33 protein-coding genes are annotated in these 26,444 nt (G+C 54.6%); 7 read left to right on the forward strand and 26 right to left on the reverse strand.

From position 1 onward, the window contains the following. Nucleotides 1-58: 58 nt before the first annotated feature. The 17 genes from BUA28_RS15865 to BUA28_RS07865 form a co-directional block, all read right to left on the reverse strand. Nucleotides 59-223, reverse strand: coding sequence for a hypothetical protein (locus tag BUA28_RS15865; RefSeq protein ID WP_178297952.1), 165 nt, complete (start codon nucleotides 221-223; stop codon nucleotides 59-61). Further along, nucleotides 214-561 (reverse strand): hypothetical protein, encoded by a 348-nt coding sequence (locus tag BUA28_RS07795; protein WP_083569927.1) that lies wholly within the window; start codon nucleotides 559-561, stop codon nucleotides 214-216. The genes BUA28_RS15865 and BUA28_RS07795 overlap by 10 nt, the downstream gene beginning before the upstream one ends. Further along, nucleotides 561-1,466 (reverse strand): hypothetical protein, encoded by a 906-nt coding sequence (locus BUA28_RS07800; RefSeq protein ID WP_072767555.1) that lies wholly within the window; start codon nucleotides 1,464-1,466, stop codon nucleotides 561-563. The genes BUA28_RS07795 and BUA28_RS07800 overlap by 1 nt, the downstream gene beginning before the upstream one ends. Before the next feature lie 158 nt (nucleotides 1,467-1,624). Continuing rightward, nucleotides 1,625-2,266 (reverse strand): phage adaptor protein, encoded by a 642-nt coding sequence (locus tag BUA28_RS07805; RefSeq protein WP_072767556.1) that lies wholly within the window; start codon nucleotides 2,264-2,266, stop codon nucleotides 1,625-1,627. Further along, a complete protein-coding gene (locus BUA28_RS07810; RefSeq protein WP_072767557.1) occupies nucleotides 2,263-2,595 on the reverse strand; it encodes a DUF6682 family protein in 333 nt (110 codons plus the stop codon). Before BUA28_RS07810 ends, BUA28_RS07805 begins: the two co-directional genes overlap by 4 nt. Before the next feature lie 10 nt (nucleotides 2,596-2,605). Continuing rightward, nucleotides 2,606-3,022 carry a hypothetical protein gene (locus BUA28_RS07815; protein ID WP_256598266.1) on the reverse strand — a complete coding sequence of 139 codons (417 nt, stop codon included), beginning with the start codon at nucleotides 3,020-3,022 and terminating at the stop codon, nucleotides 2,606-2,608. 29 nt (nucleotides 3,023-3,051) lie between these two features. Beyond that, complete coding sequence (locus tag BUA28_RS07820) at nucleotides 3,052-3,498, reverse strand: hypothetical protein (protein WP_072767558.1); 447 nt, start codon at nucleotides 3,496-3,498, stop codon at nucleotides 3,052-3,054. Between the two features lie 152 nt (nucleotides 3,499-3,650). After that, nucleotides 3,651-4,922 carry a phage capsid family protein gene (locus BUA28_RS07825; RefSeq protein WP_072767559.1) on the reverse strand — a complete coding sequence of 424 codons (1,272 nt, stop codon included), beginning with the start codon at nucleotides 4,920-4,922 and terminating at the stop codon, nucleotides 3,651-3,653. A gap of 11 nt (nucleotides 4,923-4,933) precedes the next feature. Next, nucleotides 4,934-5,902 carry a hypothetical protein gene (locus BUA28_RS07830; RefSeq protein ID WP_072767560.1) on the reverse strand — a complete coding sequence of 323 codons (969 nt, stop codon included), beginning with the start codon at nucleotides 5,900-5,902 and terminating at the stop codon, nucleotides 4,934-4,936. Nucleotides 5,903-6,082: 180 nt separating this feature from the next. After that, nucleotides 6,083-7,666: a right-handed parallel beta-helix repeat-containing protein gene (locus BUA28_RS07835; RefSeq protein WP_072767561.1), complete on the reverse strand. Its 1,584-nt coding sequence runs from the start codon at nucleotides 7,664-7,666 to the stop codon at nucleotides 6,083-6,085. A gap of 1 nt (nucleotide 7,667) precedes the next feature. Continuing rightward, on the reverse strand, nucleotides 7,668-8,243 hold the full coding sequence (locus BUA28_RS07840; RefSeq protein WP_072767562.1) for a hypothetical protein: 576 nt from the start codon (nucleotides 8,241-8,243) through the stop codon (nucleotides 7,668-7,670). 57 nt (nucleotides 8,244-8,300) lie between these two features. Further along, nucleotides 8,301-10,253, reverse strand: a complete 1,953-nt coding sequence (locus BUA28_RS07845; RefSeq protein WP_178297955.1) for a portal protein — start codon at nucleotides 10,251-10,253, stop codon at nucleotides 8,301-8,303. Beyond that, complete coding sequence (locus tag BUA28_RS07850) at nucleotides 10,250-11,503, reverse strand: PBSX family phage terminase large subunit (protein WP_072767563.1); 1,254 nt, start codon at nucleotides 11,501-11,503, stop codon at nucleotides 10,250-10,252. Before BUA28_RS07850 ends, BUA28_RS07845 begins: the two co-directional genes overlap by 4 nt. 43 nt (nucleotides 11,504-11,546) lie before the next feature. Further along, complete coding sequence (locus tag BUA28_RS07855) at nucleotides 11,547-12,083, reverse strand: terminase small subunit-like protein (RefSeq protein ID WP_072767564.1); 537 nt, start codon at nucleotides 12,081-12,083, stop codon at nucleotides 11,547-11,549. Further along, on the reverse strand, nucleotides 12,080-12,412 hold the full coding sequence (locus tag BUA28_RS07860) for a hypothetical protein (RefSeq protein ID WP_072767565.1): 333 nt from the start codon (nucleotides 12,410-12,412) through the stop codon (nucleotides 12,080-12,082). The genes BUA28_RS07855 and BUA28_RS07860 overlap by 4 nt, the downstream gene beginning before the upstream one ends. Nucleotides 12,413-12,444: 32 nt before the next feature. Beyond that, nucleotides 12,445-12,618, reverse strand: a complete 174-nt coding sequence (locus BUA28_RS15870; RefSeq protein WP_178297958.1) for a hypothetical protein — start codon at nucleotides 12,616-12,618, stop codon at nucleotides 12,445-12,447. Between the two features lie 161 nt (nucleotides 12,619-12,779). Next, nucleotides 12,780-13,166, reverse strand: a complete 387-nt coding sequence (locus BUA28_RS07865) for a hypothetical protein (protein WP_072767566.1) — start codon at nucleotides 13,164-13,166, stop codon at nucleotides 12,780-12,782. Between the two features lie 565 nt (nucleotides 13,167-13,731). Between BUA28_RS07865 and BUA28_RS07870 the strand changes: the two genes are divergently transcribed. The 3 genes from BUA28_RS07870 (at nucleotide 13,732) to BUA28_RS07880 (ending at nucleotide 16,503) form a co-directional block, all read left to right on the forward strand. Next, a complete protein-coding gene (locus tag BUA28_RS07870; protein ID WP_143148465.1) occupies nucleotides 13,732-14,307 on the forward strand; it encodes a hypothetical protein in 576 nt (191 codons plus the stop codon). Between the two features lie 11 nt (nucleotides 14,308-14,318). Then, nucleotides 14,319-14,723: a Bor/Iss family lipoprotein gene (locus BUA28_RS07875; protein WP_072767568.1), complete on the forward strand. Its 405-nt coding sequence runs from the start codon at nucleotides 14,319-14,321 to the stop codon at nucleotides 14,721-14,723. Nucleotides 14,724-14,919: 196 nt separating this feature from the next. Continuing rightward, entirely contained in the window at nucleotides 14,920-16,503 is a 1,584-nt protein-coding gene (locus BUA28_RS07880) for an FAD-binding protein (protein WP_072767569.1), read from the forward strand. A 56-nt stretch (nucleotides 16,504-16,559) separates the two neighbouring features. Here BUA28_RS07880 and BUA28_RS07885 read toward each other — a convergent pair whose 3' ends face one another. Genes BUA28_RS07885 through BUA28_RS07895 form a run of 3 tightly spaced genes read right to left on the reverse strand, consistent with a single transcriptional unit; the run spans nucleotide 16,560 to nucleotide 18,241 of the window. After that, on the reverse strand, nucleotides 16,560-17,174 hold the full coding sequence (locus BUA28_RS07885) for a hypothetical protein (RefSeq protein WP_072767570.1): 615 nt from the start codon (nucleotides 17,172-17,174) through the stop codon (nucleotides 16,560-16,562). 45 nt (nucleotides 17,175-17,219) lie between these two features. Further along, nucleotides 17,220-17,621, reverse strand: a complete 402-nt coding sequence (locus BUA28_RS07890; protein WP_072767571.1) for a hypothetical protein — start codon at nucleotides 17,619-17,621, stop codon at nucleotides 17,220-17,222. 53 nt (nucleotides 17,622-17,674) lie between these two features. Next, the gene (locus tag BUA28_RS07895; protein WP_072767572.1) at nucleotides 17,675-18,241 is read right to left on the reverse strand and encodes an NADPH-dependent FMN reductase; all 567 of its coding nucleotides are present in this window, start codon (nucleotides 18,239-18,241) and stop codon (nucleotides 17,675-17,677) included. A gap of 357 nt (nucleotides 18,242-18,598) precedes the next feature. Between BUA28_RS07895 and BUA28_RS07900 the strand changes: the two genes are divergently transcribed. Beyond that, entirely contained in the window at nucleotides 18,599-19,207 is a 609-nt protein-coding gene (locus BUA28_RS07900) for a PEP-CTERM sorting domain-containing protein (protein ID WP_072767573.1), read from the forward strand. A gap of 125 nt (nucleotides 19,208-19,332) precedes the next feature. On the opposite strand, the gene BUA28_RS07905 is transcribed toward BUA28_RS07900, so the two are convergent. The 6 genes from BUA28_RS07905 to BUA28_RS07930 form a co-directional block, all read right to left on the reverse strand. After that, a complete protein-coding gene (locus BUA28_RS07905; protein WP_072767574.1) occupies nucleotides 19,333-20,463 on the reverse strand; it encodes an NAD(P)-dependent alcohol dehydrogenase in 1,131 nt (376 codons plus the stop codon). Nucleotides 20,464-20,580: 117 nt separating this feature from the next. Next, nucleotides 20,581-22,125, reverse strand: coding sequence for an FAD-binding oxidoreductase (locus BUA28_RS07910; protein WP_072767575.1), 1,545 nt, complete (start codon nucleotides 22,123-22,125; stop codon nucleotides 20,581-20,583). Nucleotides 22,126-22,148: 23 nt separating this feature from the next. Further along, nucleotides 22,149-23,126, reverse strand: a complete 978-nt coding sequence (locus tag BUA28_RS07915) for a hypothetical protein (RefSeq protein WP_143148466.1) — start codon at nucleotides 23,124-23,126, stop codon at nucleotides 22,149-22,151. Nucleotides 23,127-23,166: 40 nt separating this feature from the next. Further along, the gene (locus BUA28_RS07920) at nucleotides 23,167-23,499 is read right to left on the reverse strand and encodes a c-type cytochrome (protein ID WP_072767577.1); all 333 of its coding nucleotides are present in this window, start codon (nucleotides 23,497-23,499) and stop codon (nucleotides 23,167-23,169) included. 244 nt (nucleotides 23,500-23,743) lie between these two features. Continuing rightward, nucleotides 23,744-24,457, reverse strand: coding sequence for an autotransporter outer membrane beta-barrel domain-containing protein (locus tag BUA28_RS07925; RefSeq protein ID WP_072767578.1), 714 nt, complete (start codon nucleotides 24,455-24,457; stop codon nucleotides 23,744-23,746). After that, on the reverse strand, nucleotides 24,451-24,741 hold the full coding sequence (locus BUA28_RS07930; RefSeq protein WP_072767579.1) for an autotransporter outer membrane beta-barrel domain-containing protein: 291 nt from the start codon (nucleotides 24,739-24,741) through the stop codon (nucleotides 24,451-24,453). The genes BUA28_RS07925 and BUA28_RS07930 overlap by 7 nt, the downstream gene beginning before the upstream one ends. Before the next feature lie 168 nt (nucleotides 24,742-24,909). On the opposite strand from BUA28_RS07930, the gene BUA28_RS15875 reads away from it, so the two are divergent. The 3 genes from BUA28_RS15875 to BUA28_RS07945 all read left to right on the forward strand — a co-directional run bounded on the left by BUA28_RS15875 (nucleotide 24,910) and on the right by BUA28_RS07945 (nucleotide 26,284). After that, a complete protein-coding gene (locus BUA28_RS15875) occupies nucleotides 24,910-25,209 on the forward strand; it encodes a hypothetical protein (RefSeq protein ID WP_178297960.1) in 300 nt (99 codons plus the stop codon). Between the two features lie 517 nt (nucleotides 25,210-25,726). Then, nucleotides 25,727-25,954 carry an SDR family oxidoreductase gene (locus BUA28_RS16080; RefSeq protein ID WP_256598267.1) on the forward strand — a complete coding sequence of 76 codons (228 nt, stop codon included), beginning with the start codon at nucleotides 25,727-25,729 and terminating at the stop codon, nucleotides 25,952-25,954. Between the two features lie 51 nt (nucleotides 25,955-26,005). After that, complete coding sequence (locus BUA28_RS07945; protein ID WP_072767580.1) at nucleotides 26,006-26,284, forward strand: tetratricopeptide repeat protein; 279 nt, start codon at nucleotides 26,006-26,008, stop codon at nucleotides 26,282-26,284. Nucleotides 26,285-26,444 lie beyond the last annotated feature (160 nt).

Below are 26,444 nucleotides of genomic sequence, written 5' to 3' on the forward strand. Positions count from 1 at the left end.
AATTGCGAGGTAGCGGCAGTTGCGGCAGTCCATCGTTCTATAAATGGCTTGAAGTCCGTTATGCTGTCCAGAGCCGTGTTGCAGCGCCGTCATACTCCATGTGCCCGCTTATGCCATTCACTGTACGGCCACGTATGCCGATGGGTAACGCCGACAAGTTAACCAGCCTGAATATCCCGGCAACTCCGATGACGCCGTCGTCTCGAATAATTGTTATTCGCATACGTCTGCTTGCTCCAATGGTTTGATGTCCGGTTTCCTGTTCGCCGATTGCGCCGCTACCAGCAGCACCTGCTGCGTCTGCGCTCCCTGCTTCACCATTTCGTTGCGGAACGATTCGGTGGCCGCCACGCCTTTGCGCGATTCGTTGGCCGTGTTGATCATCAGGGTGGGAAGCCATGCAATGGCGCAGCCCCAGGCGCCGCTTTCCCGTCCGGTATTCGTGTCGACGCCGAGAATCTGCACATACCAGGGGCAGCGGTACAGGATAGGCTTCCTGTCTTCGGTTTTGACCTCCTCGCACTTCGCCCCGAGCGGGCAATCGGCAACCCTGGTTTCCATCAGTCTTTACTCGCTATGATCATGTCGATATATTGAACGGCCAGGTTGATGGCTGTGCCAGTAAAAGTGTGGTTATGGGAGCCGCCGCCTCCGACGTATTCTGTATATCCCATCGTATCTGGCTTATTACCATCTTGCGGATCATAGTCTGGACGAGGTGACCCAGAAGAGCCACCACCAATATAAATAGCGTGTCGGTGAGACGGAATCTGCGCTTCGGTAAGGGTGGTGGCACTGTTCGATCCATTAACTGCTTGCAGCGCGAAGGCGTTCGCAAATGTGACTGAACCGCCCGAGTTTCCGCCGAGGCCGCTGACTATTCGTATGGCCTTATTGTCATGTGTGGTTATTTGTGTCCAGCCAACGGGGGCGACAGGCTGAAAAAATGACATGACCGTGCCGGATGGAATAAGCGCGGCAATCGCGGCGGGAATTCCCAATGTTGCCCGTGCCGCCTCCGCCTCTGTATCATCCAGTAACGTTCGGGCAAACGAGCTCAGGTCAGCCAGTGCGGTTGTGCCCACCCCCGTAAAATACGGCAACTTGTCGGCCGATGCGGCCAACCCGCCCAGCGCGATGAGATTCGCGTTTGCAAGCGACTCCTGCAGGGCAACGTTGGTCACGCCAGCCAGAAAATAATCACCGGCCGCCCAGGTTCGGGCGGCGGTGCCGTCCAGCCCACGTCCGCCCGCGGAGATCGCAAGACTATCTGTGCTGCGCGCCTCGACCTTTACGATTTCCCGATTGCCCGAGGCGTCCTTGAAAATACCATAAAAATAATCGCCGGCGCCAAGCACCGGGAAGAGAATCCCTTTTCCGGCCTCAACCGTGAAGCTCAACCCCGCTGTGCCGCTTGGTGCGGAACTGACGATAGCCTTGCCGAAATTCGAGAACTTGAGTCCCATGCTTTACCCTTATTATTTGAGCCAGCAGCCTATAGCGGCCTGACATCTCTCCTTCAAAGCCGGAAATCCGGATGTCTTCATGTCCTCTGCATAACCGGAAATCAGAATGCTTGGGCGTCCTCATTCCCCAAAAACGAGAATCCAGACCGTTTCCCTTATTACTTGATGGTCGGCTCTATACCCCTGGCCATGATTCTGGTTTGCAACCGCGCACGCGTATAACCTCTCGCCACCCGCTGGCCTGCCGCCGCTGTCTTTATTGCGAATTGCTGTTGATGGTATTGTGCGAGTTGGGTGCTGGAGTATGGCTTCTTGGGCGACAGCATCAGCCGCACCAGTGCGCCGTGGACAATCGCTTCGCGGTATTCGTTGAATTGCCCATCTACTATCCCCATGCTGGCCGGTGAAGGTTTGAAAGCAACAGTCATCGACAACGTACCGGGTGCGGCAGGTGCTGGCACAAGCATCAAGGAAGCGGCCTCGGCAAGAATGTATGCCGGAGCGCCCTTCCGCCCGTGCCGGTTCATGCTGCCCATGCTCGGCTCACCTGGATACAATGCGATTTTTTCTCCATCCAGTGCCGCATGGATAATTAAATGCACCACCGCATCCGCCGGTGGGGTAAAAGCGTATTCCGCCACGCCCGCAGCTACTGAAACATCCGGATGCGTTCCTTGCCAGGCAAGAGATTGCTCGAAAAATGCAATGGCGGATTGGCGCAACGCGCTATCGGCAGCAGCGGATGGGCAACCGGGCAGATCCGGCATCATCAGATCGTAGAAATCACGCCACAGTTTCATGATTGAGCCTCGGCGCTGAATAGTTGGGCGAACACGGCAGCGCGGCCTGAACTGGCGTGCTCGTCGTCAGTCATTTCCGCTCTGGCCGTGACATAATCCGCCACGGTTTGTACGTACGCGGCAGATATTGGAAAGACATCGCTCAACATCCCCTCTCCGTCCGGCAGGCTGGCGAACTGACCCACGAACAAGTCAGGCCGGCGCTTGAGGATTTGTAGCACTGCATGGTTGGCTAATGACAGCAACGTAGCGTCTGAATACCTGGCTTTATCCTCATCGTTGAGCGGTATGCGCGCCAGATCGATAACCGATTGGTAGGTGAAAGCCATCTGTCATCCCTCATTCGGCCATTTCGTGTCTGGAAAATAAGGCGATGACCTTGTGTCGCACCGCTTCTTCACTCTGGCGCTTGCCCAGCCGTTCGTTATAGTGACGTTCGGCATACTCGATCAGCGTATTTTTATCCATCGCGTGGAAGTCGATGACGGGCAGCGGCTCCTCCGCTGCTTGGGATTGCTCAGCGAGCCCGATGCGTTCATTGCTTCCGTTCGCTTCGTCGGCAATCTGCCAGGTATCGGTAAAGACGAGCAGTCGTTCGGCCACCTCGGCGGTGACATTACGAACCTGCCCCGGCTGCCAGTTCAATCCGACGCCGTTGATGCTGTCTGTTTTAACTGTAGCGGCAATGTATTTCAGATGCGGCATGTAATGCTCCATAAAAAAGGCGGCCACCTCGCGGTAGCCGCCTGAAATCACGCCCTTACTCGCTTACTGCTGCCTGATGTCTACTTCACTCCCACTGCATCGCCCTTGACGATTGCCGTTACCTTGCCTGGCGCAAAAGACGCCGCCGCTGTTGTAAGCGTGATAGTCAGATATACCGGCTTCTCGAATTTGACCGGCTGAAACGCGAGCGAAGCGCGGCCGGCATTGCGAAGCACGGTATTGCCGGCGGCTGTGAAGTACGCATCGCTCGCAGCGGGGCCCTCGTCCGGGTAGACCGGCGCATAACCTGCCTTGAAGGCTATTGCAGGGGTTGCGTTGCTGTCCAGCTTGTCGTTCACGATGTCCACATCGGTTACCTCTATGCCTGCCGGAATAATCAATGGGCGGTAGATGTCGCCTGAGGCCCCTGCTGTGGGCGCCACTAAGCCCCAGGCAACAACGGTATTGCCATAGCCGCCCATGTGCCGGGCTTTGCTGCTCAAATCTGCTGCACTAAAAGTAGTCATTCATAACCCCTTTTGTAATAATGATGAAGCGGTGCGTTTATAAGGCCTGCATTGCATGGAGAAGTCCTCGCTCCTGCGAAAACGGGAACTGTTCTTCTCCAACTATTGAATACAGATCTATCGCACCGCCTGCACTTCGTTTCGAGCCTGAGTTAGAGAGGTATCGCGGAATCGACCGCGATGACGCCGAAGTCTGTCGGCACTTTGGTACCCGTGCCATCATCGACCGAAAAACGCACCTTGCTCTTTCCGCATACTTTCTCACCCATGACTTCCAGGTTGCTTTCAAAGTTATACCAGTGCTCTTTCCAGCCGAACTGCATGCCGCTGACCTTGGTCTTGCCGTAAGCGACGCCCAGTGCCTGGGCACCGAGCAGCAATCCGCGCTCCACGGCGTAACCCGAAGTGAGGCTGCCGTTGACGGCCTGGCTGGTTTCGGTAGCGGTCGGCGCATTCGCGGCAGTAACGATACTGGTGTTCTCGCCGGGCATGAAACGGATTGCCCGTTCATTCTTGATCACCAGTATGCCGTTCCACATGCCAACCTCGCCGGCAAAAAGCGGATGGCGGGTGTCCAGATAAGCCGAACGATTCATTGCGTTCTGTTGAAATGCGCGTAGCGAACCTTCGGTCAGCAGTACCGAGTACTGGTTCGGTGTGGCAAGGAATATCCACATCTTCGAGGTCTGTGCGGCGCGGTCGCCTGGCAGCTTCACCGATTGCAAGGGCTGATCCATGTCGTCCAGGCGCTTGCGCAATACATCCAGGTGCGAGAGTTTCAGCATATCGGTGGAGACGATCGAGCCGAGCTGCTGGCCGCCCGCAGTCAAATTTGCCCCGTTAACGACGAAATGCCGGTTGTAAGTCGGCGCTTTCACGGGGTTAACCATAATGTCGGCAAATTTGTTGCTGGTCTGCAGCGGTATCGTCCAGTCTGTTCCCGTTTGCGAGCCACGCGCGCCTGCCAGGTGAACCAGTGACTCCTGCGTATCCAGCCGCGGAAAGTAGCCGGATAATTGCGCCAGGGCAATTTCGCGCAACTGGTGCTTGGTGCGTTGCTGTGACATGCTGCCGCCCGCATCGATCACCTTGCTGGAAAGGTTGATCTTGATTTCCATCGAAGAGAACGAGAGAGGGTCACCCTTGCCCTCGCGGTTGACGTCGCCCATCAATGGTTCGCCGCTTACGGTATCGACCAGATCCAGCGAGACGATGTCGCCTGCGCTTTTCATCAGATTGTCGATGCGGACAATAGGCATTCCTGGCTCGGTTTGACCCGCAATCTTTTCCATCGCGGCGGATGGCTCCACTGGTCCGGAAAGATTTTCGATCGATGATGCCCCTTTCAGGGTGTTGGCGAAGAGTGCGGCGCTATAATGTTTTACAGCGACCGAGCTTCCGCTTGCTACGTTTGTTTCAGCCATTTCATTATTCCTTAATCAAGTTCGGCTCTCAGGGCGGCGGCTTTTTGCGATGGCATTTGCATCAACTTTCGAGCCAGTTCATGCGGGCTCAGATTGTCGATCTGCTCTCGCTCGGACGCCGGATTTGCACCGCCTTGAATATCCGACAGGGTTGTGGGTTTCCGTACTGGAGCGCTCTCAAGCCTTGCTTTCGCGTCGGCTTTCGTTTGCTCGTGGCCGGAATGCTTTGTTGGTAAGGAAGCTTCCGGCATGATTGCCCTGACGCGGCGGACGACTTCCTCGAACCGTTCGGAATAAGGCTTTCCCGACCATCTGGTACTGGTTCTCAAAATCTCATCCTGCTTCAGGGCTTCATCCCAGGCTTGCGGATCGTTGCTTTCCCAATGGACCAGGTCAGGCGTATTTTCCTTGGCTTCGGCGACCTGCTCCTGGATACTCAACTGGGCTGCGCGATCAGACTCCTCCTTTTCGCGCTTCAGTTCTTCGAGCGTTTTTTCCAGTTTCTCGCCTTGCTTCCGGCTTCCTTCAAGAACCGCGCTGATTACCTTGTGCAGCTCGGGCATATCGCTTCTGATAAGCTCCAGGTGTTTTTCGATGGCATCGTCCGCCACAGCAGCATCTGTACCTGTCGCGTTATCTTTTTTCTTCAAAAGCGCCCCAAGCTTCTCGGCAACCTTGCTGTTTTCCATCTGTGCGAATTTCAATTGCTCGCGCAGCGCCGAGTTTTCCACGCGCAATTCCTTGTGTTTCTCGTAAGGAATGATTCCCTTGCCGCTCTTGTTCAGAACGACGGGCTCAACTTCATCCATGATGCTGCTTCTGCCACCGGGCACCCCTGTTCCCTCTTCCTGGCTGGGCTCATCTGCTACCGTTTGTTCGCCCAGAATTTCAACAAGAAGACCTGGTTCGTTCTCCAGCATCTCGATCTGTTCGGGCGTAAGGTTTGCAATTTGCTCATCCGTAAGCTGATCTACTTCCATTACCGTTTCCTCCAACTGCTTAACCCAGTGAGCGGGCTGCCCGTACTAACCCGGGCAGGGTTGATAAAAACTACGGTATCGCCGTTAGCGCGTGTTCCAGTTGATTGGAATTTTTTAATCGCTGAATATGAAAATCAAAAAAAAGCCGCTCGAAAGCGGCCTGTCCTCAGGGAAGAGAAATTACGGTTCCGTCGCCAGGTAGCGAGGTGTTGCCGTTACGTCATCCACCGCACCGATATTGGGCGGGTTATAGAAACGTTTGCCGTTAAAATCCATCCCGCCCAGGTAAGTCCCTTTACGCACAAGCGCCACCGACCGGGGCCGGCAGTTCCCGTCCAGCTGAGGATCGACAGTGTTAGTTGTGGCGTGTAGCGTGTGCCTTGAAGCATCGCCGAAGCCATGGAAGCAGTTGCTCGCCTCCCCGGTCCAAATAGCCGCGTTATTTTTCACTGAGGAGATTGTGTTGCGTGTGGCGGTGAATATGTTGTTACGAACCAGATTGCCTTTAACTTCAGCCCCACCGGTAAGATAAGCGCCTGATTGCGAACAATTGAGAAAACTATTGTTAAATATATTTGCTGATTGCCCGCCATCCTTGTTGCCGAATGCGACCCCGGTAACGCAGCCGTCTATCAAGTTGCCGTAGGCTTTGCAATTCGTGGCATCAAGCACCAGGATGCCAAATCCACCGTCGTAGTAACCTTCCGCTCGCGTGCCGCGAATATTGCGGAATTCGTTTCCAAACGCCTCGCAGTTATCGCAACCGTGGTCGAATAGAACGCCGTTACCGTCGATAGTAGGTGTGCTAATGCCATCGGCGTAATTGTCGAACACCTTGTAAGTCCCATAAAACAGGTTCACAAATCCGCTCATCCCGTTCAGTTCATATGCCTTGTTGTTGCGAACAACGTTTTCCCCAAAGTCAGCCGTGAGCGATTGGGCGAAACCGCCAAGAACGATCCCGCCACCAATGATTCCCACCAGCGTCTGATTACGGATAATGTTGTTGTAAACCTTGATTCCGGTATTCCTTCCATATACATCCGGCCCATAAACCTCCATCATTACTGCACTGCAGGCGATAAACGTATTGCCGTATACGACGATGTCGGCCATCTTTGTGGCAGCTGCGACGGCGTTTAGCGCCTTTAGCAGAATAGTTGCTCGAGCAGCTGAGCAGCCAATAAACGTATTATTGCTGATTTGGAGGTTTGAGAGGCTCGTTACTGATCCGGTTGATGTCGCGTACCATTGGATAGCTGAACCCCCTACTGCGCCTGCGCCACCTAAAAATGTGTTTCCGTCAATGATGCAATCGATATAAGACCATCCATTGAATGCAAGAAACAGCACCATCGAGTTTCCGCCGCCTTTCAACGTGCAGCGTCTGACATGGACACCAGTAAGCGGCGCCCCGCCAAGCGCGATACATGAATAATTAGCCGCAATAATCGTTAAATTCTGGACGGTCGTATATGAACGATTGACATTGAGGTAGAAATTACCCGTAGTAAACGTAATGGAACCGGAATCGCCAGCATAGTCCCCTCTGATCGTTACACGACTGCTTACAGTTGCGCCATGCGCGCCAATCTCGAGGATTACACCGGCTGAGTGTGCGCCGCATACATACAGCGTATCCCCGGCAACAACGCCAACGCCACCCCAGACGACAGACGACCATCCGCCCCAGGCGGTTGCATATGACGTACCGTTGCGTATAGCTGAGTGGCTCGCGTCGGGCCTAACATACCAGGTAGTCATTTTAATCGCCTATAAAATGCAGGATTCGGTAATACTCAAGTGTCAAAGTGTCTCCGCTATTTGTCCGGAGACCGGTAATCTCAACGGTTTGCGCGTTCGCGAAATTAATTGCCGAGGTAACCGGTGTATCCAACCCCCCCACGACGTAGTTGTTGTCATAGGGGTGTATCTGCGAGGCAAGAGAATTCCGGTTTGCGAGCACGAACAACGGTGCCTCTTTAACCGACGTAGTGCGCGTGGCACTGTAAACCGTCATTCCCCCAATCTTGATCTTGAGGACCTTGTTGTTCGCACTACTGGCAAATGTCCATAGCGGCTCTATTTGCAGGACGCTGTTGACCCCAAGTATTCCGGCAGCAATGGTAAACGAAGCCAGCACTTCATCAATGGCGGTTAATGCACAAGATGTCGCCACCGCCGATCCGGACAGTATTTCAATCGGGCGCGAAATCAGCGGATAATTTTCCGCATCCGCCACGGCAATAAGCTGCGCCTCCGTTGCTGAATCGAACCGCGCTATCGCGCCTTTCCCGAACCTGTGCCCTGCAACGGTTTCATCATTTAAAAACCTGATCATGTTTTCTCCTTCACTAAAATGCGCTATCGGTATGCTTTAACTGTAGCTCTTCGATCTTCAGCCGGCATCCACCTCAAACTTCTCTTCTTCAATATCCAGGTTCCGCTCTTTAAGGTCCAATTCACGCGACTTGTCAGTCAGTGCCTGTTGCGCCTTTATCAATTGCTCCCGCAATCCGGCCATAGCCAGTTGCTGTTGCTGCATTGCGGCCTGAAACTGCTCCCGCATGAGCTGGGTCCGCTGGTCCGCTGCATCCACGCCACCGACCTTTCGCAGCTGATCCGCCAGTTCATGCCGGTTAGGTACATCGGACAGTTCCAGCATGGCGGGATAAAGCACGGCTTGGTAAGCTGGCGGAGCCGACTGTACGATCTGGCTGAATGATCGCAATTGCTGCGCCCGAAAACTGGGCGTGGCAGGTATATCTTCCAGCACGACCTTGACCTGGGCGGTTGCGATATCGTTCTCCACTACCGGGCCCGTGTCGGTAATCACCGAGCGGTTGAAGTACACGGTCTTCTGGCCGGCGCCACGCTTGACCGCCACGGCGGTTGCGCTACCCAGCATGTCCTGCTTGATGAGTGCCAGAAGCTGCTGCCCGACTATTCGCCGGGCATAACGGAAATTATCGTTGGGTTCAGCCAGAACGGTGGAGCCCTGCTCCACCAGGCTGTTTATGGCGACGCCACTGGTGGCCGTGGTATCCGCCCCTAGCATGGCACGGTATATGCCGCCCACTTCCTCGATTCTCCGCTTGCGCTCCTGCATCAACTGGAACACTTGCGCTGCAAGCTGGTGCTCACGCGTTACCTTGAATCCCGCGGTGTTCCGGCGCTGGGCGTTCAGAACAGTCATCGATCGCAAGCTGCTGATATTCTGCGCAACTTCGTGGTATGAATTCTGGCTGAGGTCGAGCGCGTCATTGTCCACCTCGACTTTTACCGAATTCAGGACCTCATAGAGCAGAATATCCAGGTCGATAATCTGATCCTGTGGCCCGCGCATATCGCGAATCAACCCGTAGGGCGCTCTGCTGCGATCTTTGCGAAAACACCAGAACGGTACATAAGGGAAATCCGTATTCGGCAACGGGCTTGGCACGTCCATCAATTTATGCGGCCCCAGCCAGATCGAGACGCGCGTTCTTGCGAGCAGCGATTTCTGTACCTGTACCCGTCCTTGTACTACCGCCATGTGATGGTACGGATTCTCCTCCCGGTATTCGATGGCTTTACCATCCGGCAACGCCAGCACATACCCCTCCTCGAAATGCCGGTACCACAACTCGGAAAGCCTGACCATGCCCGAGCTCCGGTTCAGGTAATCCTGCTGGCCCTGGCCCCAGGCTCGCTCGATCTCGTAGGCTCTGGCCATGCCGGTGTCAGTTCCATCATAGACGTCCAGGTTGTTCCATCCGCACCAACTGTTCTGTATGAGCTCTGCCTGATCCGGCAGCATTAATGACGCTTGCAGGCGGTCCACCCATTTATCACGCCTCAGATAGCGCGCGTCGGACAAGTCCGGCTCCTTCGCTGTCCAGTCCCAGTAGATCTCGTTACGGTGCACTTCCCGCACGCGATACGGATATTTCAGCGGATCGAATTCCCGGGACACTTCAATCCACCCAATCCCGGCACGAATCATGCTGGAATAGGCGTCGGACATCGCGCGGTCGGCGCGTGACTCGGTTTCTGCCTCCTTGATCCTTGCGGAAAGCCCTTCAGCGATCTCGGCCTGGCTCTCGTCGTCCGAGGTAACTTTATAATCGGTGCGACTACGCGCTTCCAGGCCCAGCACGGCATTGATCGTAGGCTTGATCAGATTCGAGTCCTGGGGTGGAATGCCCGCTTCCTTCAGTCGCTGGACCACCTCCGGGGTTGTCTGAGCGCCGTCGTAGTAATCGCAATCGGTGTCTGAATCGAGCCGCCACTTCGGCTGCTGGCGAATATCGCGGCAGATCTTGTCGTAAGCCTCAACCGATATATCCGAGGTGATTTTATGTTCGATCATGCGCGCCACCCCTTCATGCTGACACCGCGCACGCTGGCACCCGGTTTCTCATCCTCCACCGATACAGCAAAATACCTGAACGCATCTGCGGCGTGGCTATGATAATCGTGTAATGGCCTGCCACTGAATTGCCTGGATTCAGGATCGACGTCGAATCGATAACGCCTCAAGCTTTGCAATCCTTCGGTGCATTTCTGTTCGTCGAAATAGCAACGATTGAATATCGTTCTCCCGGCATTGATTCCGTCGGCAACTGAAAGATTCGGCACTATCCTCACCTTTCGCCCGGCCGCAAGCATGATCTCCTCCACGCTCCGGCCGGTCGCCAGCGTTTTAGCTTTTGCATCATGGGGCAACCAATCAGTACCATATAGATATCCCTTGTTTTGCAGCACGCTGATGTAATGTTGTATCGGCATCTGGTTGCTGCTGTAATAATCGATCAATCGGAGTTCGTTCCCCACCGCCTGGGCAAACCATATACTGGTGTTATCGGCCCACCCCAGGTCAAAGAAGGTATGCACCTGCTTTGCGGCATCGTAGGGCACGCTCCGGATGCGCCCTTCTTCCTGGGCAAGCCTGAGTTCTTTCGCATAGATCGCCCCGTCCAGCGTCACCCTGCAATTTCCTTCCCAGACGTTCTGGTAAGCATCGGGATCACGGGCTTTCAACGCATCTTTTTCCCGAAGCAATGTTTCGGGAAACCATGGGTTGTCATTCCAGTTGATCTTCACCACGACGGCGTCAGGCGGGGGAATGACGACAAACCGCTGATGCGTCTCGTCAGTTTCCAGTTCCGGGTTGTAAGTAACCCATATTTCCGATCTGTCTTTACGAATAGTCGGAATAAGCGTATCCCAGCTCGATTTGCTGACCGTCTGCGCCTCCTCAACCCAGACCCGATCAACGCCTTCAAACGATTTGATCTTGGTCACATTATTGCGCAGCCCGGCAAATATGAATTCGGAACCATTGGCCCCCCGAATCAGGCTGTTTTGTATCTCATAAAAACGTCCCAGTCCCGTTGCCTCGATCTGCGCCTGCAACAGGTGATGCACAGATTCAACGATAGAGTTCTGGAACTCTCTCGCGCACAGGATGCGCAATGGGGTAGCAGCCGCCTGTATCAATAACGCCCTCGCTACACCCCAGCTTTTTGCGCCGCCGCGGCCGCCGTACAGAACCTTGTATCGAGCCGGCTCGAACAGGAACCGGAGCTTGGCCGGAAACTCCGCCCTATGCGGGGCCATAACATGAGGTCCTTGATGCCCTGTATCTCGGTCCCATATATTTTTATATGACCTGTTTGCCGGCATCGGTTGTAGAGACAAAAGCCACCTCGACGCTTTGCATCGCCTGTCTTTTTGTATCACCCGCCTCGTGCGTTATTGGAAGTTTGTCGCCGTATTTCCTGGGCGCCAACCTCGCGGCATACCATTTGCGCGCATCGATGCGCAATTGGGCGCGTGCGATAACCTCTCGATCTATCACTTGCTTGCCCTTTTCATCGATATAAGTATCTTTTGATCCGTCGTCGGAAATTTCGATGATTTCTTCAGCGTAAGCATCCACGCAAAGTTCTTTTGCGCGCAGATATTGCCGCATGAGATCTTCATCGCACGCCAACCAGTTCCATAAGACGCGTTGACTGATGCCGACTTCCACGCACATTGCCCGGGCCGATCTGCCAAGTGAAATACCAGCAAAAATCGCGTCCAGCAGTTCAGGTGTTTTAATTGTCGATGCGCCCTTTTTTTTTCCAGATACTGTCGCGCCTGCTTGATTCTTCGCTGCTTTTATTGAAAGCACTTCACGTTCAAATTCACTCATGATCCGGCTTTTTCAGCGCTCATCGCACCCTCTTTTTTTGTCTCTTTGTTACAGCCTTTCATGGCTGCGAGTAATTTAACCTCACATGCCCATCTCTCCTCGATTTCAGCACGCAGCGCCCTGTTGATGGTGACTGCATCATCTTTTGCCGAAGTACGATCAACCGCATAGGCTGATTTACATTCAGGTGGAGTCTCAACCAGACACGGCACAGCAATTTGTTTTTCGATTACCTGCGTCTGAATTACCGGCTTGCCAGCGCAACCGGCCAGCAGCGTTACAAATACCGACACCAGCGCGAGGCGGGCGTAGCGCGTCATCAATTGCATATAGACATACCTGAATGAATAAGGATTAAAAATCAGTTGATGTCGAACGCAGCAACACGGCACTCGACGGCCTCCGCCAGCACCTCGGCAGCATGCAAAAAGACGTGGGTTACCGCTAAATCAACGGGCGAAGCGTCCTTGATTAGCGCCAGGCAATGCGCGAGAAAGCGCATAGCTATTCCTATGTAACGGATAGCAACGAGCATGACGCGGACCGATAGGCATCAGGCAGGGCGTGAGGAGCTCATAGTTACTCTATGCAACAACGGGTACGCCGCATGAGCGCCAATTCGATAGGCATCAGGCAGGGCGCGAGAAGGCGCATAGTTAATCTATGCAACGCCGAGCAACACAGCCTGATGCCAATCTAGTTATTTTGGCGGCGGCTTTTTACGTACTCTATCTGCTCGTGGGCCAACACCTCACATTGATATTCCAATGCTACTGGCGGAAGAGAGATTATTTTTTTTGCGTGGTTTGTGTGTTTCGCAGCAACCGACTCTGCGCGTCGCATCGCCACCGCCGCGTTTTTATCTCGCATGGCTGAGGCCGCCTCCAGCGCATCCATTGCGCTGCGCACGGATTGAATATCCGTCGCGCATTTGTCGTTCGCTGCCGATAGCACGGCGTTACTGGAACTGAGCCGCTGTATCTCCGACGCGGACCGCCAATTGCTGACTGCAAAACCGCCACTAAAGGCAAGAGCGACAAAAATTGCGAGGACGATTGCTATAATCGCTGGACTGCTGATCATTTACGTTTGCCTATCAAGCTGTTGAGAGCGGGCAATAAAAAACCCGCATGAGGCGGGTTGGCTAGTAGTCAGGATACTGCGTAAGCGCAGATCCTATTTCATAGGACGTAGGCGTTGATTACGCAAAGCGCATTGCGCCGTATGGGCGTACAAGAATTTCTTCAAATATTATTGCTTCCTGGAGGGCAGGCAAAAAAAAGCCGCTAAAAAGCGGTCAATAAAAAACCCGCGAAAGGCGGGTGGATGTGAACCCCACTGTAGCGGGGTTTTTAGTTTTAGTGATCGTGCACGGAAATCCACAATATGGAAGCGAATTATACAGCGTTACCGGTCGTTGTCAAGAGGTTTCTACGTTAAAAGGTATAGAATGGAAAATCACTATGTTGCGGTATTCAATTTCCCATAGAGCGCTGCCGGAAATTGTCTTCACTGGAGAAAAATTCACTCAGCTACAATGAAAATTGATTTTTTGCCGCCGGCTGCTATAAATAAAAGCGACCGGGGCGGTGCGGTATAATGATTCAGCGGACCCTTGCTTCGATACTCACACTTTCTTGAGATATCCGTGATCAAACCTTTCATAGTGCTCTTCATATTCGGTCTGGCATATTCGGGCCAGGCGCCAGCACAGGAATGGGGGGCTGCAAACCAGGACGCCGCAGCCAATCCCCCTGCGGAGATAATGCAGGACAACCCGTTCATTTATCCCCCGGCAATGAGTAACCCGCTTGTGCCTTTGGGGGCGTCGCATAAACAGGCTCAGCGCCTTGATCGATCTTCACTTGGCGGGCCGGTCGTGGTATTGCCCATGCCCCCGATGGGCGGTGGTTCGGGCTATAACACCATGCAGGGGTTCCAGTATCCCGGCAGTTATATGCCGCGGGACACGCCTCTTCACAAAGTTAATGGTTATGTGGTTTGCGATCCGCCTGATCTGGCTGAGGAAGCGGCGACGGCCGAAGCCACGACAACCGCACCAGCGCGGCGTTTGGTCAAAATCACGTCAACACGACCCTTGGCGGCGCCTGGCCGTCAGCAGCCTTGTCCAGTCTATACGGTAAACGGCGAGATCGCAAAACAACAAAGCCACACCGCTACAACCAGGCCTTCAAGCCCAAACGCACCAAAAATTATGCGATAAGGAGAGCGGTAATGGGAACCGCAAGCATGAGAGAGCGCGGCACAGGTAAGGAATTTCGCTCCTGGTGTGTTGCTGCCTGCATGGGCCTTTTTTTCCTGTCCGGCTGCGCCAGTTTTCAGGTCAGTGTTCCAGATTCGGACCCTATAAGTCCTGAAGGGCATACTGCGGGTTACCAAAGCAGGACTATGCACGCGTATTTTTGGGGATTGATGCTGGACCCCCAGGTTTTTGCAGCGGAATGCCATGGCCAGGGTATCAACGATGTCGTAATCTACCGTACGCTGGCTCATGATCTTGCCGGTGTTATCACCTTGGGTCTTTGGATGCCGACGGAGGTGCACTTCCGCTGCAAAGCACCGCCGACAAGGCCGGGCACGCTTCCTGTACCGCGAAAAAGATCACGGAACGTTTCTTGATAAGTATCAGCCGGCAGCCTGTCGGACTTGAAGAATCGCAGCGAAAGTGACTCGGTGAGGAAAAATATTGAGGATTTTGAAGGCCAATAGTTATTCTACTGGCCGAAAAAGCGGCGAGATATGAGCCAACCAAGCGCTTTCGCAGCCGATTTCCTTTAAGTCCAACAGGCTGCCAGAACCATAAGGAAGCAAGAATATGCCAAACGGACGACACGAAAACAGCTCGGATGAACGAATTTTTTTTCGCCCCACCATCCTCGAAACCGGACGGCACGACTCTTTCAGGCAGACGATCGAAGGAGAATACGTCTTTCGCATCGATCGGGGCGGCAAGCCGCCTTTCGACACTTACAATGAAGCGACAAAGGGATTGCAGGGCATCATTCAGGCTTGCGTTCGGGATGGCAAGTCTCTGCGCGCGCATGGCAGCCTGTGGTCGCTGAGTACCGTCGCCGTCACCAATGGCCGCCTGATAGACAACACAGCATTGCGACTGGCGTTCGAGGTCCCGCATGCGCTGACCGATTCCGGGTATGCAGGCGATTCCGCGAAACTGCGCTTCATCGAATGCGGCAACTCGGTTGCCGCGCTGAACGAATATCTCTTTGCCAGCGGCTTGTCGATCAAAGGTTGCGGCTCCAACAACGGCCAGACCGTCGCTGGCGCGGTCTCGACGGGAACCCATGGTGGCGCTTACAACTTTGGTGCGATGCAGGAGATGGTCGTCGGGTTGCACCTTATCACCGGACCGAACAAGCAAGTCTATCTGGAGCGGAAATCATATCCCGTGATGCAACCCGCCTTTGCGGAGAGCATAGGCGCCGATTTCATACAGGACGATACCCTTTTCAACGCTGCGCTGGTGAGCCTGGGCTCCTTCGGCATTATTCACGGCATCATGATTGAGACGCGTGCGCTTTTCATTCTGAATGCGGTCCGATTCCGGCATCCGTATGACGCCACGCTCAAGGCCGCGATCGCCGCCTGCGACCCGACTCTGATTCCCCTGCCGGCGATAGCCAATGCCGTGCCCAAAGACAATCCCTACCATTTTGAAATATTCTTCAACCCCAACGAGGGCACACCCCCTGCCGAAGCCATAGTTCTCGTAATGTACGAATCAGCCTATGATCCGGATAATTACACATCGCCGGAATGGAATGCCGGAGAGCCCGGCCTGGGCGCCTCCGGCCTTGACATTATGGGCGCGCTGGTGGGGAAAATTCCCAGTCCGATAAACAAGCTGGCCCTGCCATTGCTCAACAGCCAGGTAGAGGCGGAGTTCTCGCCTTATTTCAAAAAGGCGATCATCCGCGATCTTTTCCGAGGTGAAAAAACTTTGGGCAAGACTCTCGGCTGCGGTGTCGGAATGCCCGTCTCCCGTGCGATCGAGGCAATGGAAATCGCTTTCAGGATATACAAAGACGCAAACGTCGTCCTGCCGCTGATACTCTCGCACCGTTTTGTCAAAGGCACACAGGCACTGCTCGGATTCACCCGCTTCGACATCACGGTAGTCCTGGAAATGGACGCGGTGAACACCCCGGAAACTCGCGCCTTCTACAACAAGGTCTGGGAAGCCCTGGATGCGGCAGGTATTCCCTTCACCTTGCATTGGGGGAAATATAATGCATTCCTTACGCCTGATCGTGTACGTAATTGCTATGGGGACGTCTCCGTCGACCATTGGCTTGCCAGCCGCGAGACGTTGCTCGAAAGCGCAGCAGTGCGGAAGATATTCAACAACGACTTCACTGCTGGCGTAGGGCTGACGAACTGAAACCGGATCCTGCGGGGAACCGCGGCATCTTAAAAAATGTAGATTTTTACCATGCGCTATTGCACGGGGGTGACGCGTATCACTCTTGGATCGTCGGCAAACTCAAGCAGCAGCCGCCGCACGCGTTCCTGCCAGGCATTGGCGAAGGCGACCCGCTGCTCATCGTCCGCGTTGCCATACAAAATGGCGGCCATGCGCGCGCCTTGGGCAGGGTCGCCGGGAACAGGAGAAACGTCCAGGCTTACCGTAACGCCCGCGCCGGTGTCGAGCCGCTTGAAGCTGATGGCTTCGCCCTCTTTGCGTTCAGCAAAGCTGAGTAGTCCCTTGCGTCTGAAGCGCCCCTGGATGCCGTGAAAGCCGTTGTCCGAGGCGGCCCCGGTAAGCAAAGTCAGCACTTGTGCCGTCACGCCGGTGGTGCCTTCGCTTTCTGGCGCCGGCATGTGTATGGCAATGGCGCCGCGTTCGGCAGGCTCATCCGGAAAGAGCGCAGCCAGCGCGGCTCGTCCCATCAGAAACGCGCCCGCGACGGTAGGACAGGAATGTCCAGCCAAGCGCACGGCGTCGGCATAATGATATTCAAGCACGCCATCTCGCGCAGCGCCCAGCATCTCGGCGAATGGGTCGCGGGTACGAACAACCGGAGCCTGTTCATAAAAATCAGGATAATTCATGCGAATCTCTTCCTTATGGGTTAGTTGAATAGACCGTGGCGAAGCCTAAGCATCAGCATTGTCAACGCAAGGGTGCGACTGCAGCCGGGGGAAAAACACGCGCTCCTCGAAGCGCACGTGGGTTACGATAAGGTCGGCAAACCTGCGCAATCGCACGGCTGGCTCAAGTAAGCATGGTCCGCAGGCAAGCATCCTCAGTTCGACGTGCTCGGCGAGAATACGTGCAACCGCTTGCGCCTCAAGCATATGCTCCGCAATTCGAATCAACCGCTCCTCCTCATCAAAGTGCGTAGCCATCACGGTATGCCAATGAGCTTCAATACCTGAAATCGCCCTGGACAACGCAGTTGCGTCTTTCTCATTCGCCGCTCGCCGCGCGTCACGCGCAACCACCAGCGAGGTATGGTGCTGGCGCGACAACAAGAGCAAAGCACCCGTTCGTGGCATTCAACTGGCGATAATGAAGTTGATCATGATAGCCTTCCTTTCGAGGAAAAAGTTCATTTCCTCATCGTTTTCAACGCCTCCGCCCACCGGTGCAGTTCGTCCAGCAACGAAATGCCTGACGTTTTATGAACATCACCTGGCAGAAAATTATCGTTGTCATCGAAATGCCCGGCAGCATTCTGAATAACGACGGCCTCCAGTATCGGCATCATTTTCAATGTGGTGAGGGTCAGCTTTTCCATCTGCGCCGCGCGCAGGCCACCCGAGATACCGCCATAGCTGACAAGCGCGGCAGGCTTGTAATTCCACTCCTTGTACACATAATCCAGCGCATTCAAAAGAGAGGGTGGTGGCCCAAAATTATATTCCGGCGTCACGAATACGTAGGCATCGGCCGCATTCACGCTGCCAGCCCATTTTTTTGTATGTTCATGTTGGTAGTTCTGCCGGATGGGATGCTCAGGCTCATCGTAAACCGGTAAATTGAATTCGGCGAGGTCGACCAGCACCGCTTCAAACTTCTCGTGTTGCACGGCGAGATCATGAAACCATTTGGCGATGGATGGACCGATACGACCGGGCCGTGTGCTGCAGATGATGGTATGAAGCTTGAGTTTCATTGGTTTCCCCGAGAAATATCTACATGAGCCCGCGTAAGCGGGCTTCTGCTTCTTACTGATTTTATCAGCTCGGTTGTATAATAAAAGCATTAACTTGCCTGTCGCCAACAAAGCTCGACATGCGCCGACGCGGTATCTTCAAATGTCCCCGAGCATGCCCAATTTTGCCGATTTACTCGAAAAAAATTACCTAATGCACGGATTCAGCTATAGAATTCTAATTGCCAGCAGTTTACCTTGCTGGCGAATTTTACGCCGCCCTTGCAACTGATACATAGCCAGTCAACGCAAGCATCAAGCAGAATCGTTTTATCTCGCAAACTCTGATGGTCAATAATACTAACCGGAGCGATATAGATGAAGAAACTTGTTCTTACAGCAGCGCTGCTGCTGAGCATGCCTGCTTATGCGGGATTAGATGGTACAGAGGTCAGTCTTCGAACACTTGCGCAGGCCAAGCCGTCAAGTATTCCAGTCGTCACGTCCTTCGAGCACGCCACGGTGATCGGTTCAGGTATCGAATATCCTGATGTGGCCGATCTCTTCAATCCGGCTACGCAGAGTCGATCCGGATTCGCGCATAGTCTCGTCGACGTGGCGATCGATGTCGCCAGCGATCACATCACGATCGATTTTCATAACTCGGCCCCTTTCACAAGATTTGCCTCGGCCTTTGAAAATACCTATGTTTTTCGCTTCGATAGCGCTGCTGCCGGGGACATCATCGGTGCGCAGATAGATAACAGCGTAACAACTCTCGGTCTGCAACCATCGGATGTTCGGTTCGCTGGAAATGAGCTGTTTATCAATGTCGAGGGCCTTGCATTCAACCCGTCCACCGTCGCTCGAGTGAATCTTCTTGCCGAGGGTGGACCGCTTCCGGTTCCTGAGCCTGCCACTTACGCAATGATGCTTGCAGGGCTTATGCTGATTGGATGGGCATCGGCCAGAAACCGAAGAATTTGAGTTTGACGAGCGCCCAAACTCCCAGTTGAATTGGGGTTTGGGCGGAAGGCTGAATGGCGACTGGGGTTTCGTTTTCACGGCCGCCCGTTGATCTCATACACACCAGTGCCCGTTGACGCGGCAGTTCAGGATTCCAGGCGGATGATGGGTTTAATGGTTATGCCCTTCTCGCTGTCTTCGGCTGCCTGATTGATCTGGTCCATCGTGTAGAATTTCACCAGTTTGTCGAAGGGGAAGCGCCCCTGCATGTATAGCTCGACAAGCGCGGGAATAAAAAGATCGGGAACGCTGTCGCCCTCGATAATTCCGATGATGCGCTTGCCGGTCGTCATCACGCCATTCACATCGAAACTTGCTTCGGTGCCCAACGCTGGCGCTCCTACAATGCCACAGGTGCCACGCGTAGCCAGCGCATCAATGGCTTGGCGCAGCACTGCCGGTCGACCGCTCGACTCAAGCGTAAAATCCGCCCCACCGCCCGTAATTTCACGCACGACCTCGACAGGATCTGTCTCGCGGCTGTTTACGACGTGGGTCGCTCCGAGTTCCATGGCCAGCGCCAGGCGCGATGGCACCACGTCAACAGCGATAATGATGGTGGCCCCCGCCACGCGCGCCGCCATGAGGGCGCTCAGCCCTACCGCGCCACCGCCAAAAGCCGCGAAGCTGCTGCCGGGGTTCAGCTTCAGCGAGTTCATCACCGCTCCCGCGCCGGTTTGAATACCGCAGCCGAGCGGGCCGAGCAATTCCAGCGGCGCATTCCTGGGCACCTTGATCACGTTGCGCTCATGCGCAAGGGAAAAAGTGCCAAATGACGATTGCCCGAAGAAATGGTCGTGAATGGGCGCGCCGCGCTCATGCGTACCGTGAGCATGAGTTTCATAAGTGGAGGTGGTGCCGTCTTCCCGCGCACCACCAAAGTTCAGCGGGTAAAAATTTTGGCAATAGGTCAGGTTGCCGCGCAGGCAGGGTTTACAGTGGCCACACCACAGGTAGGTCAGTACGACGTGATCGCCCGGCGCCACCTTTTTGACGCTGGTGCCGATTTTCTCCACTACGCCTGCGCCTTCATGCCCGAGCACAACAGGCATGGGCACGTCATACAACTGGTCGCGCGCCACCATATCGGTGTGGCACATCCCTGTTGCCACTATTCTGACAAGTACCTCGTCGGGACGAGGCTCATCCAGCAGCAGGGTTTCCACCTTGAAGGGGCCGCCCTTGCTGCGAATTGTCGCCGCCTTGATCTCTCTCATGCGTAGCGTCTCCTTATCCGTATTACATGACTGCTTGACGTGTGAAAGGATTGATCAGGCTCCGCGCTTGCAGTTAAACGGAGAGCTGCCCCATTCTTAAAGCCATGGCTTATGCATTTACCGGATGCCGGATTTCCCTGGCGCGAGGATGCCATTGGGATCCAGGGCTTTTTTGAGAATCTTGTTGACATTGCGCTGCACCGGACCGTAAGTATCAGCCACCTTGTCCATGAAAGCGGTGTTAACGCGATAAATCCCATATCCCTGCGCCGAAAACGTCGTCACCAGCTCATCAAAGCACCGATATGCCGCCTTCACCTGCTCCGGGTCTGTCTTATCGTACAGAACATCGACGACATGATGCATGTCTCGCATGCCCACAATGAATTCCCCAGAATAATCCAACCCGTGCTTGCCCAGAATCTGTTTGGTCAAGGCCATCTGTTTGAGCGTTTCGCTTCCCCGAGCCTGGGAGACCGGCGCAAACCACATGGACCCACCACCCCCTCGCCAGTTGTACAAGGAAAATTCCTGGAGTGTCATGTCTCCCCGCATGAGCTTGGCTCGATACACAAATGCAGGGTCGGCTGCAGCTTCCTCCTCCGTCAGGATTTTTGCCCTGCCGGATTTGCCAAATGCCTGCGTCACGATCTTCCAGTTCACCTCGATCTGTTCCGGCGTGCCGTAGAGGGCGGCATAAACGTTCCATATCCCCAGATTGTGATCCTTGGTGATCCGGCGCACCGCCTCATCCGGGATCGAACCTGATCCTTTTACATAGTCGCCTCGACGGGCCTTCACCGGCGCTTCATATAATGCGTGGGCAATGACTACGGCGTTGGGTATCACACCATTGATGCGCAGCGGGCGGATCGTTTCCACGATCTCCACGATGTCGTCCTCATTCTGGTACTGAATGGCAAATGGCTTGAAAGCCGGAGGCGCCGGCATCAGCCAGAAGCCGAATTTGGTGACAATGCCGTAATTGGACTGGGTGAAAATACCGTCCAGGTAGGGGCCGTAACCCCACTTGAATACCTGCCAGGTATTGGATTTCGGCATGGAGCCCATCCCCGTGCGCAGTACCTCGCCATTGGCGAGAACTACCTCCATCCCGCACGCATACATGAAATGTTCGCCATAGGGCGTATACCCGACTCCACGGTCCAGCGTATTGCCGACCGGTCCTGCAATCGCGGAAGGAGCCGGAAAGGACAACCACAAACCCAGCTTACGTTCGGCAATGTAGTCGTAGAGCTGCTTGTAAGTCACGCCTGGCTCGACCAGAGCATAAGCCAAATCTTTATCGACTTCGAGAATACGGTTCATGCCCTTGAGATCGAGCACGACCTGGCCGCGCTCGGCCGGCGCGGCAGAGCCATAGCCCAGATTCTTTCCGGTTGAGATGGTCCATACAGGCACTTTATACCGGTTGCAGACGCCTACGATCTTCTGGATCTGCTCCACCGTCGTGGCCAGCAGCGCCGCCGAAGGCGCATGTTCTGCATCCGGAACCGGCATCATGGTCTTGATGTAGGGCGCGAGTTGCGCCGCGCTGGTGAGTACGGACGCCTCGCCCAGAATAGCGCGAAACTCATTTATGGCGGCATCGAAAGTATTTTCGGATACACCGTTGGGCAGTGCAATATATTTGCTGGCCATAGCCTGTTCTCCTCGGCGCTACGCTAAATATCGATTACAAATGACGTAAACTCCGTCGCATCAATCCGCTCGCCCCGGTTTCCCAAAGCTGACCGATGCACGAACGCGCGACTGGAGCAGGATTCCTGAAGCGCACCCGTACCCAGCGCCGCAGCCATTACCGCATATCCTACCGATTCCACCCAACCTGCGGACTGTGGCCGCCCGGTCCCCATGATGGCTCCGTGCATGGGGGCCTGCTGCGAAACAGGCGCCCATCTTCCTGCGCTACTCCAGCCAAGCGATTCGCAGCCATTCGAGAGCGAAAGGCCGGAGCAATGAAGATGAATCGCATCCGGTCCATCAAGCCGATAGCTCAGGAAACCGGGGGCAAATCCGTCTGTCGTTGCGCTATCGGTCTGCGCCTGCGTGGCAGAATGCTCTGCGGAGAAAAAATTTTCTGTTATGGAAAAACTGCCCTGATTCCCAATGAGCTGGGAAGCAAGAATGGCTCCCGCGGTATGCGCAGGCGACGCCGCCGCCCATACATGGCGAAGCCTGGCAATATCAGGGAAAATACCTTGCTTGAAGGGGTCATGATCGGAGGAAACATGCGAGCCCAGCAAGAGCAGCCTGGCGCCGGCATTCCGCACCAGTTCCGTGAAAACCGCTGCGCTGCCGCTATCCATCACGGCAACCCAACGTGTTCCGCGGGACTTTTCCAGCAACCGTGCCGCTATCTCATAATCGCTGAGTAGTCCGCCTTTCAGCTTTACCACTTGCGGTGAGCCGTTACCTTCTCCCGCACCTGCCGCCATCACTCCACCACCCTTGGCAGAATATTGAGCGGCCGAGCGGAAACCAGCGGCAAACGCGGCGTCCACCGGTGTGTTTCCCAGCAGCAGTCCGAATTTTTCTGCCCTTCTCGGGGGGATTGCAAACGCGCCCGCAGGAATGCCCAACGCCAGCAATGTCCCGCCCGTAAGCGCACCTTTCATAAGATTACGTCTGTTAACGTCCATTGTTCAGCCTCCCCGCGCTTATCTGTTACTGCCGGTCGATTCAATTTTTCGAGATATATTCAGCCAGTTTTGCCAGGGACTCGTCGTCGATCTCGGAAGCCCTAAAAGCAGGCATCGCTCGGAATCCGTTTCTCACCACCGTCCGGACATAAACTGCAGGAAGCTCACGACCGCGAATCTGTGGCCCCACAGGACCACCTTCATGACAATAAGCGCAAACCTTGGTGTAGACTTCGGCGCCATCTTTCCACGCAAACCCTGACGCGGGAACTTTCTCAGGCGCTGCCCACGCGGCATCGGCGAAGAGTCCGGCAGTGACTATCATTGCGAGCATAAAACCGACAGCTGAGCCTTCTGGTCTTGTTTTCCTCATACCGCGCCTCTCATAGATCGTATTGCTTGTTGAGAACCGAATTCATGCGCTTCGCGCGATTCATCGGGGGATAGCGAGAGTCTTTTGCTTGTTTTATTATAGAAGAGAATTTTATAAGAGAAAGAAAAGTTGCGCCTAACTTGAAGACATACTATCCGGGCAACCGCAACATTGATCCTTCCGCTTCCACTCAGACCACTCAGCACGAGCAGGACCTAGCATAGTCTAATCCGGCAATACCCGCTCAGAATTTCCAGCTGAGATTCGCACGGACACCGTTATCCACGATATTGTGCAATACCTGACCGTTGTAATAAATGCCGAAAGTGGCTGCTTTGATAATATTAACATCCATGCCCGCGACCATGACGATGACATTGCCCGCGATCGGCACGCCTGCAGTGGCAAAGGAAGATCCTCCGGGGAGGGCGAAACTCGAGATAGGTGTCATTTCGCCGAAGGCATGGCGCCAGCCGAGCGAGCCGCGCAATGTGGTAGTCATCCTGTCAGAGCTTGAGAATATCTTCGCTGCGTTGAGACCAACAGTCGTATAAGCAGTGCCCTGGTTATCCTTCTTGCTGCGCAGGGCTGCGGGTCCGCCGCGTTCCTGAAAACTATTCGCATCAAGGTTGACATAAGCAATTCTGCCAAATGGCTCAAGCGATATCAGGGTAAATGGCAGGCTGTAACCTACTTCGCCAAATACCTGGGCGGTATGGGCGGTGTAATTCGCCTTGGCATGGTCCGAGAAGCCGGCGAAGGCGATGTTCCGGTTGGTTTCAAGATCATGCCATGCGTAAGCGGCGCCAACGCGCAGCCCAAGGGGACCCCACCGTGTGCCGCCATAAACGGAGATATGATAATTATCGCTGGAGCTCGCCAATAGCTGGCTCACGTTATATGAAGCATTGCTGTAGCCGCCGGCAACACCGATGAGGAATTTATCCGCAATCAGCATATCCCCCCAATGAAGATCCCGCCGATATTGCGGCCGATACGGCTGGCATTGCCGTCCCCATTGCGATGACCGAAAGAGACGAAGCCACGGCTCCAAAAGGCACGTCCCGTTGTTGGATTTCGCTGTAGCGTCTGACCCGGTATTTCCTGGGCCAACGCGGCGTCCGTGCTGAAAGCCTGCCTCACCCGATCGGAGATGGCTTCACGCACGAAGCGGCTGTCCTCGATTATTGCAGCTTTTTCACTCGCGTGGCCTTCGCCGGAGACATGCGGGGCTGGATTCATCGGTCCTGCATGTATCTGCCTTCCAACCCCACCCATTCCCAACCCTTACCCGTGAGGGCCAGGGCTTTCCCCACCACCGCCGCCCAGGCGGCCCGAGGAGAGTCCGAGCGAGAGGATCAGTTTTTAGCTTCTCTTCTTTCTTGCACCTCATTTTATGGAGAACGGGTTATGGAACAAACTACATTGCAGTCCCTTTTTTTACCGGGGCAGGTTGTGGCAACATCGGGCGCACTCGATAAAGTCGAGCCGGTGTGGATGGCAAATTGCCTTGCGCGGCACATGAAAGGCGATTGGGGCGTGGTATGCGAGGAAGATGCCAAAAATAACAATGCGGGAGCGCACGCCCTCCGCATACGGGAACGGTGCAATCCATTCCTCACCACACCCTATGACAGCTTACCGCACCTTACCGCGTTATTTTCCATTTTTGATTGCCTTGATCATGCCACTGCCAGTATTGTAATCTAGTACCTGGCGCCCATTTTGTGCCTTCCCACGTTAAGCAATAAGACGGACCACGCACGGTAGGAATACCTAAATTACCACCTAGAGGAGGAACCCTCCAAAGGTAACTGTCGTCCCAAATGAACGGGCGCAACTTCGGGTAATTCTCACCAGATGGTGCACTAAGCGCAAATGTGGTGTTATTAATATCAATTAGTAGCGCGACAGCATCTTTTTCAGGGTAGTAAATAAGCTGCCATTGCTGATCTGGGTTTGAGATATTTGGTACTTGGGCATAGCAGTACATATCTGCGCCAGCCTGAATCGCCAAACTCTCGCTGGTGATTATTACCTTAGGTACTGAAGACATAAGTTATTCACTCCTTTGTTGTTTAAACGACCATGCAAATATTCTTCAGGATAGGGAGCAGCATTAAGGTTCGCCATCCCTGTGAGAACAGATTCCTTCGGAACGGCGGAGCTGCCCTTTCAATCCTCTCTTCTTAACGGATCAACTTCGCTCATCTGTAGCGCACTCCGTTTGCAATCTTGCAATCTTGCAATCCTGGGATCATGGGGTCGTGGCTTGCGCCATCATCCCGCTAACGGCAACAACGAGCATTGCCCGACTGTCACACGGAATATTCCGCTGGGTCGCATCGGCGCCACCGAAGACATCGCTGAGGTCGTCGGACTGCTCGTGTCGGACCGCGGGAAGTTCCTAACCGGCGCGAATTACCCTGTCGATGGTGGCATGACGGCGCGCTGACCAATGTGCGCTCCAGCATGGGCCAGTGAATTGATCGTCTTTCCAATCTGATTGGAAACCGATGACCTGAATATCGAACTCAAGAACCGTAAGGCGATCGTCACTGGGTCAACGGCGGGCATCGGCCGCGCCACCGACCTCGCCTCCTGCACCGGGGAATGTGGTGATGCCCAGGCAGAGCGCGATCTGTTTGAGGCCCTACTGCCAAATCACGAGCAGGTGCTCGGCGCTGACCATCCAGACGTGCTCGCGACCCGGAACAACCTCGTATGGTTGACGTCGAAGGCCGATCCAAAGCATATTTCCGCAACTGCAAAAATAGATCAATGAACAGATCCACCCAAGAGCAGGATAGGTATTCGCGGGCGCGAATATCTTGTTTCTCCCGCTTTTCGCTGTCACAGGCCACGCCAGCCGCTGGCGCGGTCCGCTTTGCCTGTCATGCCCTGCGATCCGCAAGTTCTTGCGGCCGTGATGCGCTTGAACCCGA

The organism is Nitrosospira sp. Nsp11 (assembly GCF_900142705.1).
Lineage (GTDB): Bacteria > Pseudomonadota > Gammaproteobacteria > Burkholderiales > Nitrosomonadaceae > Nitrosospira.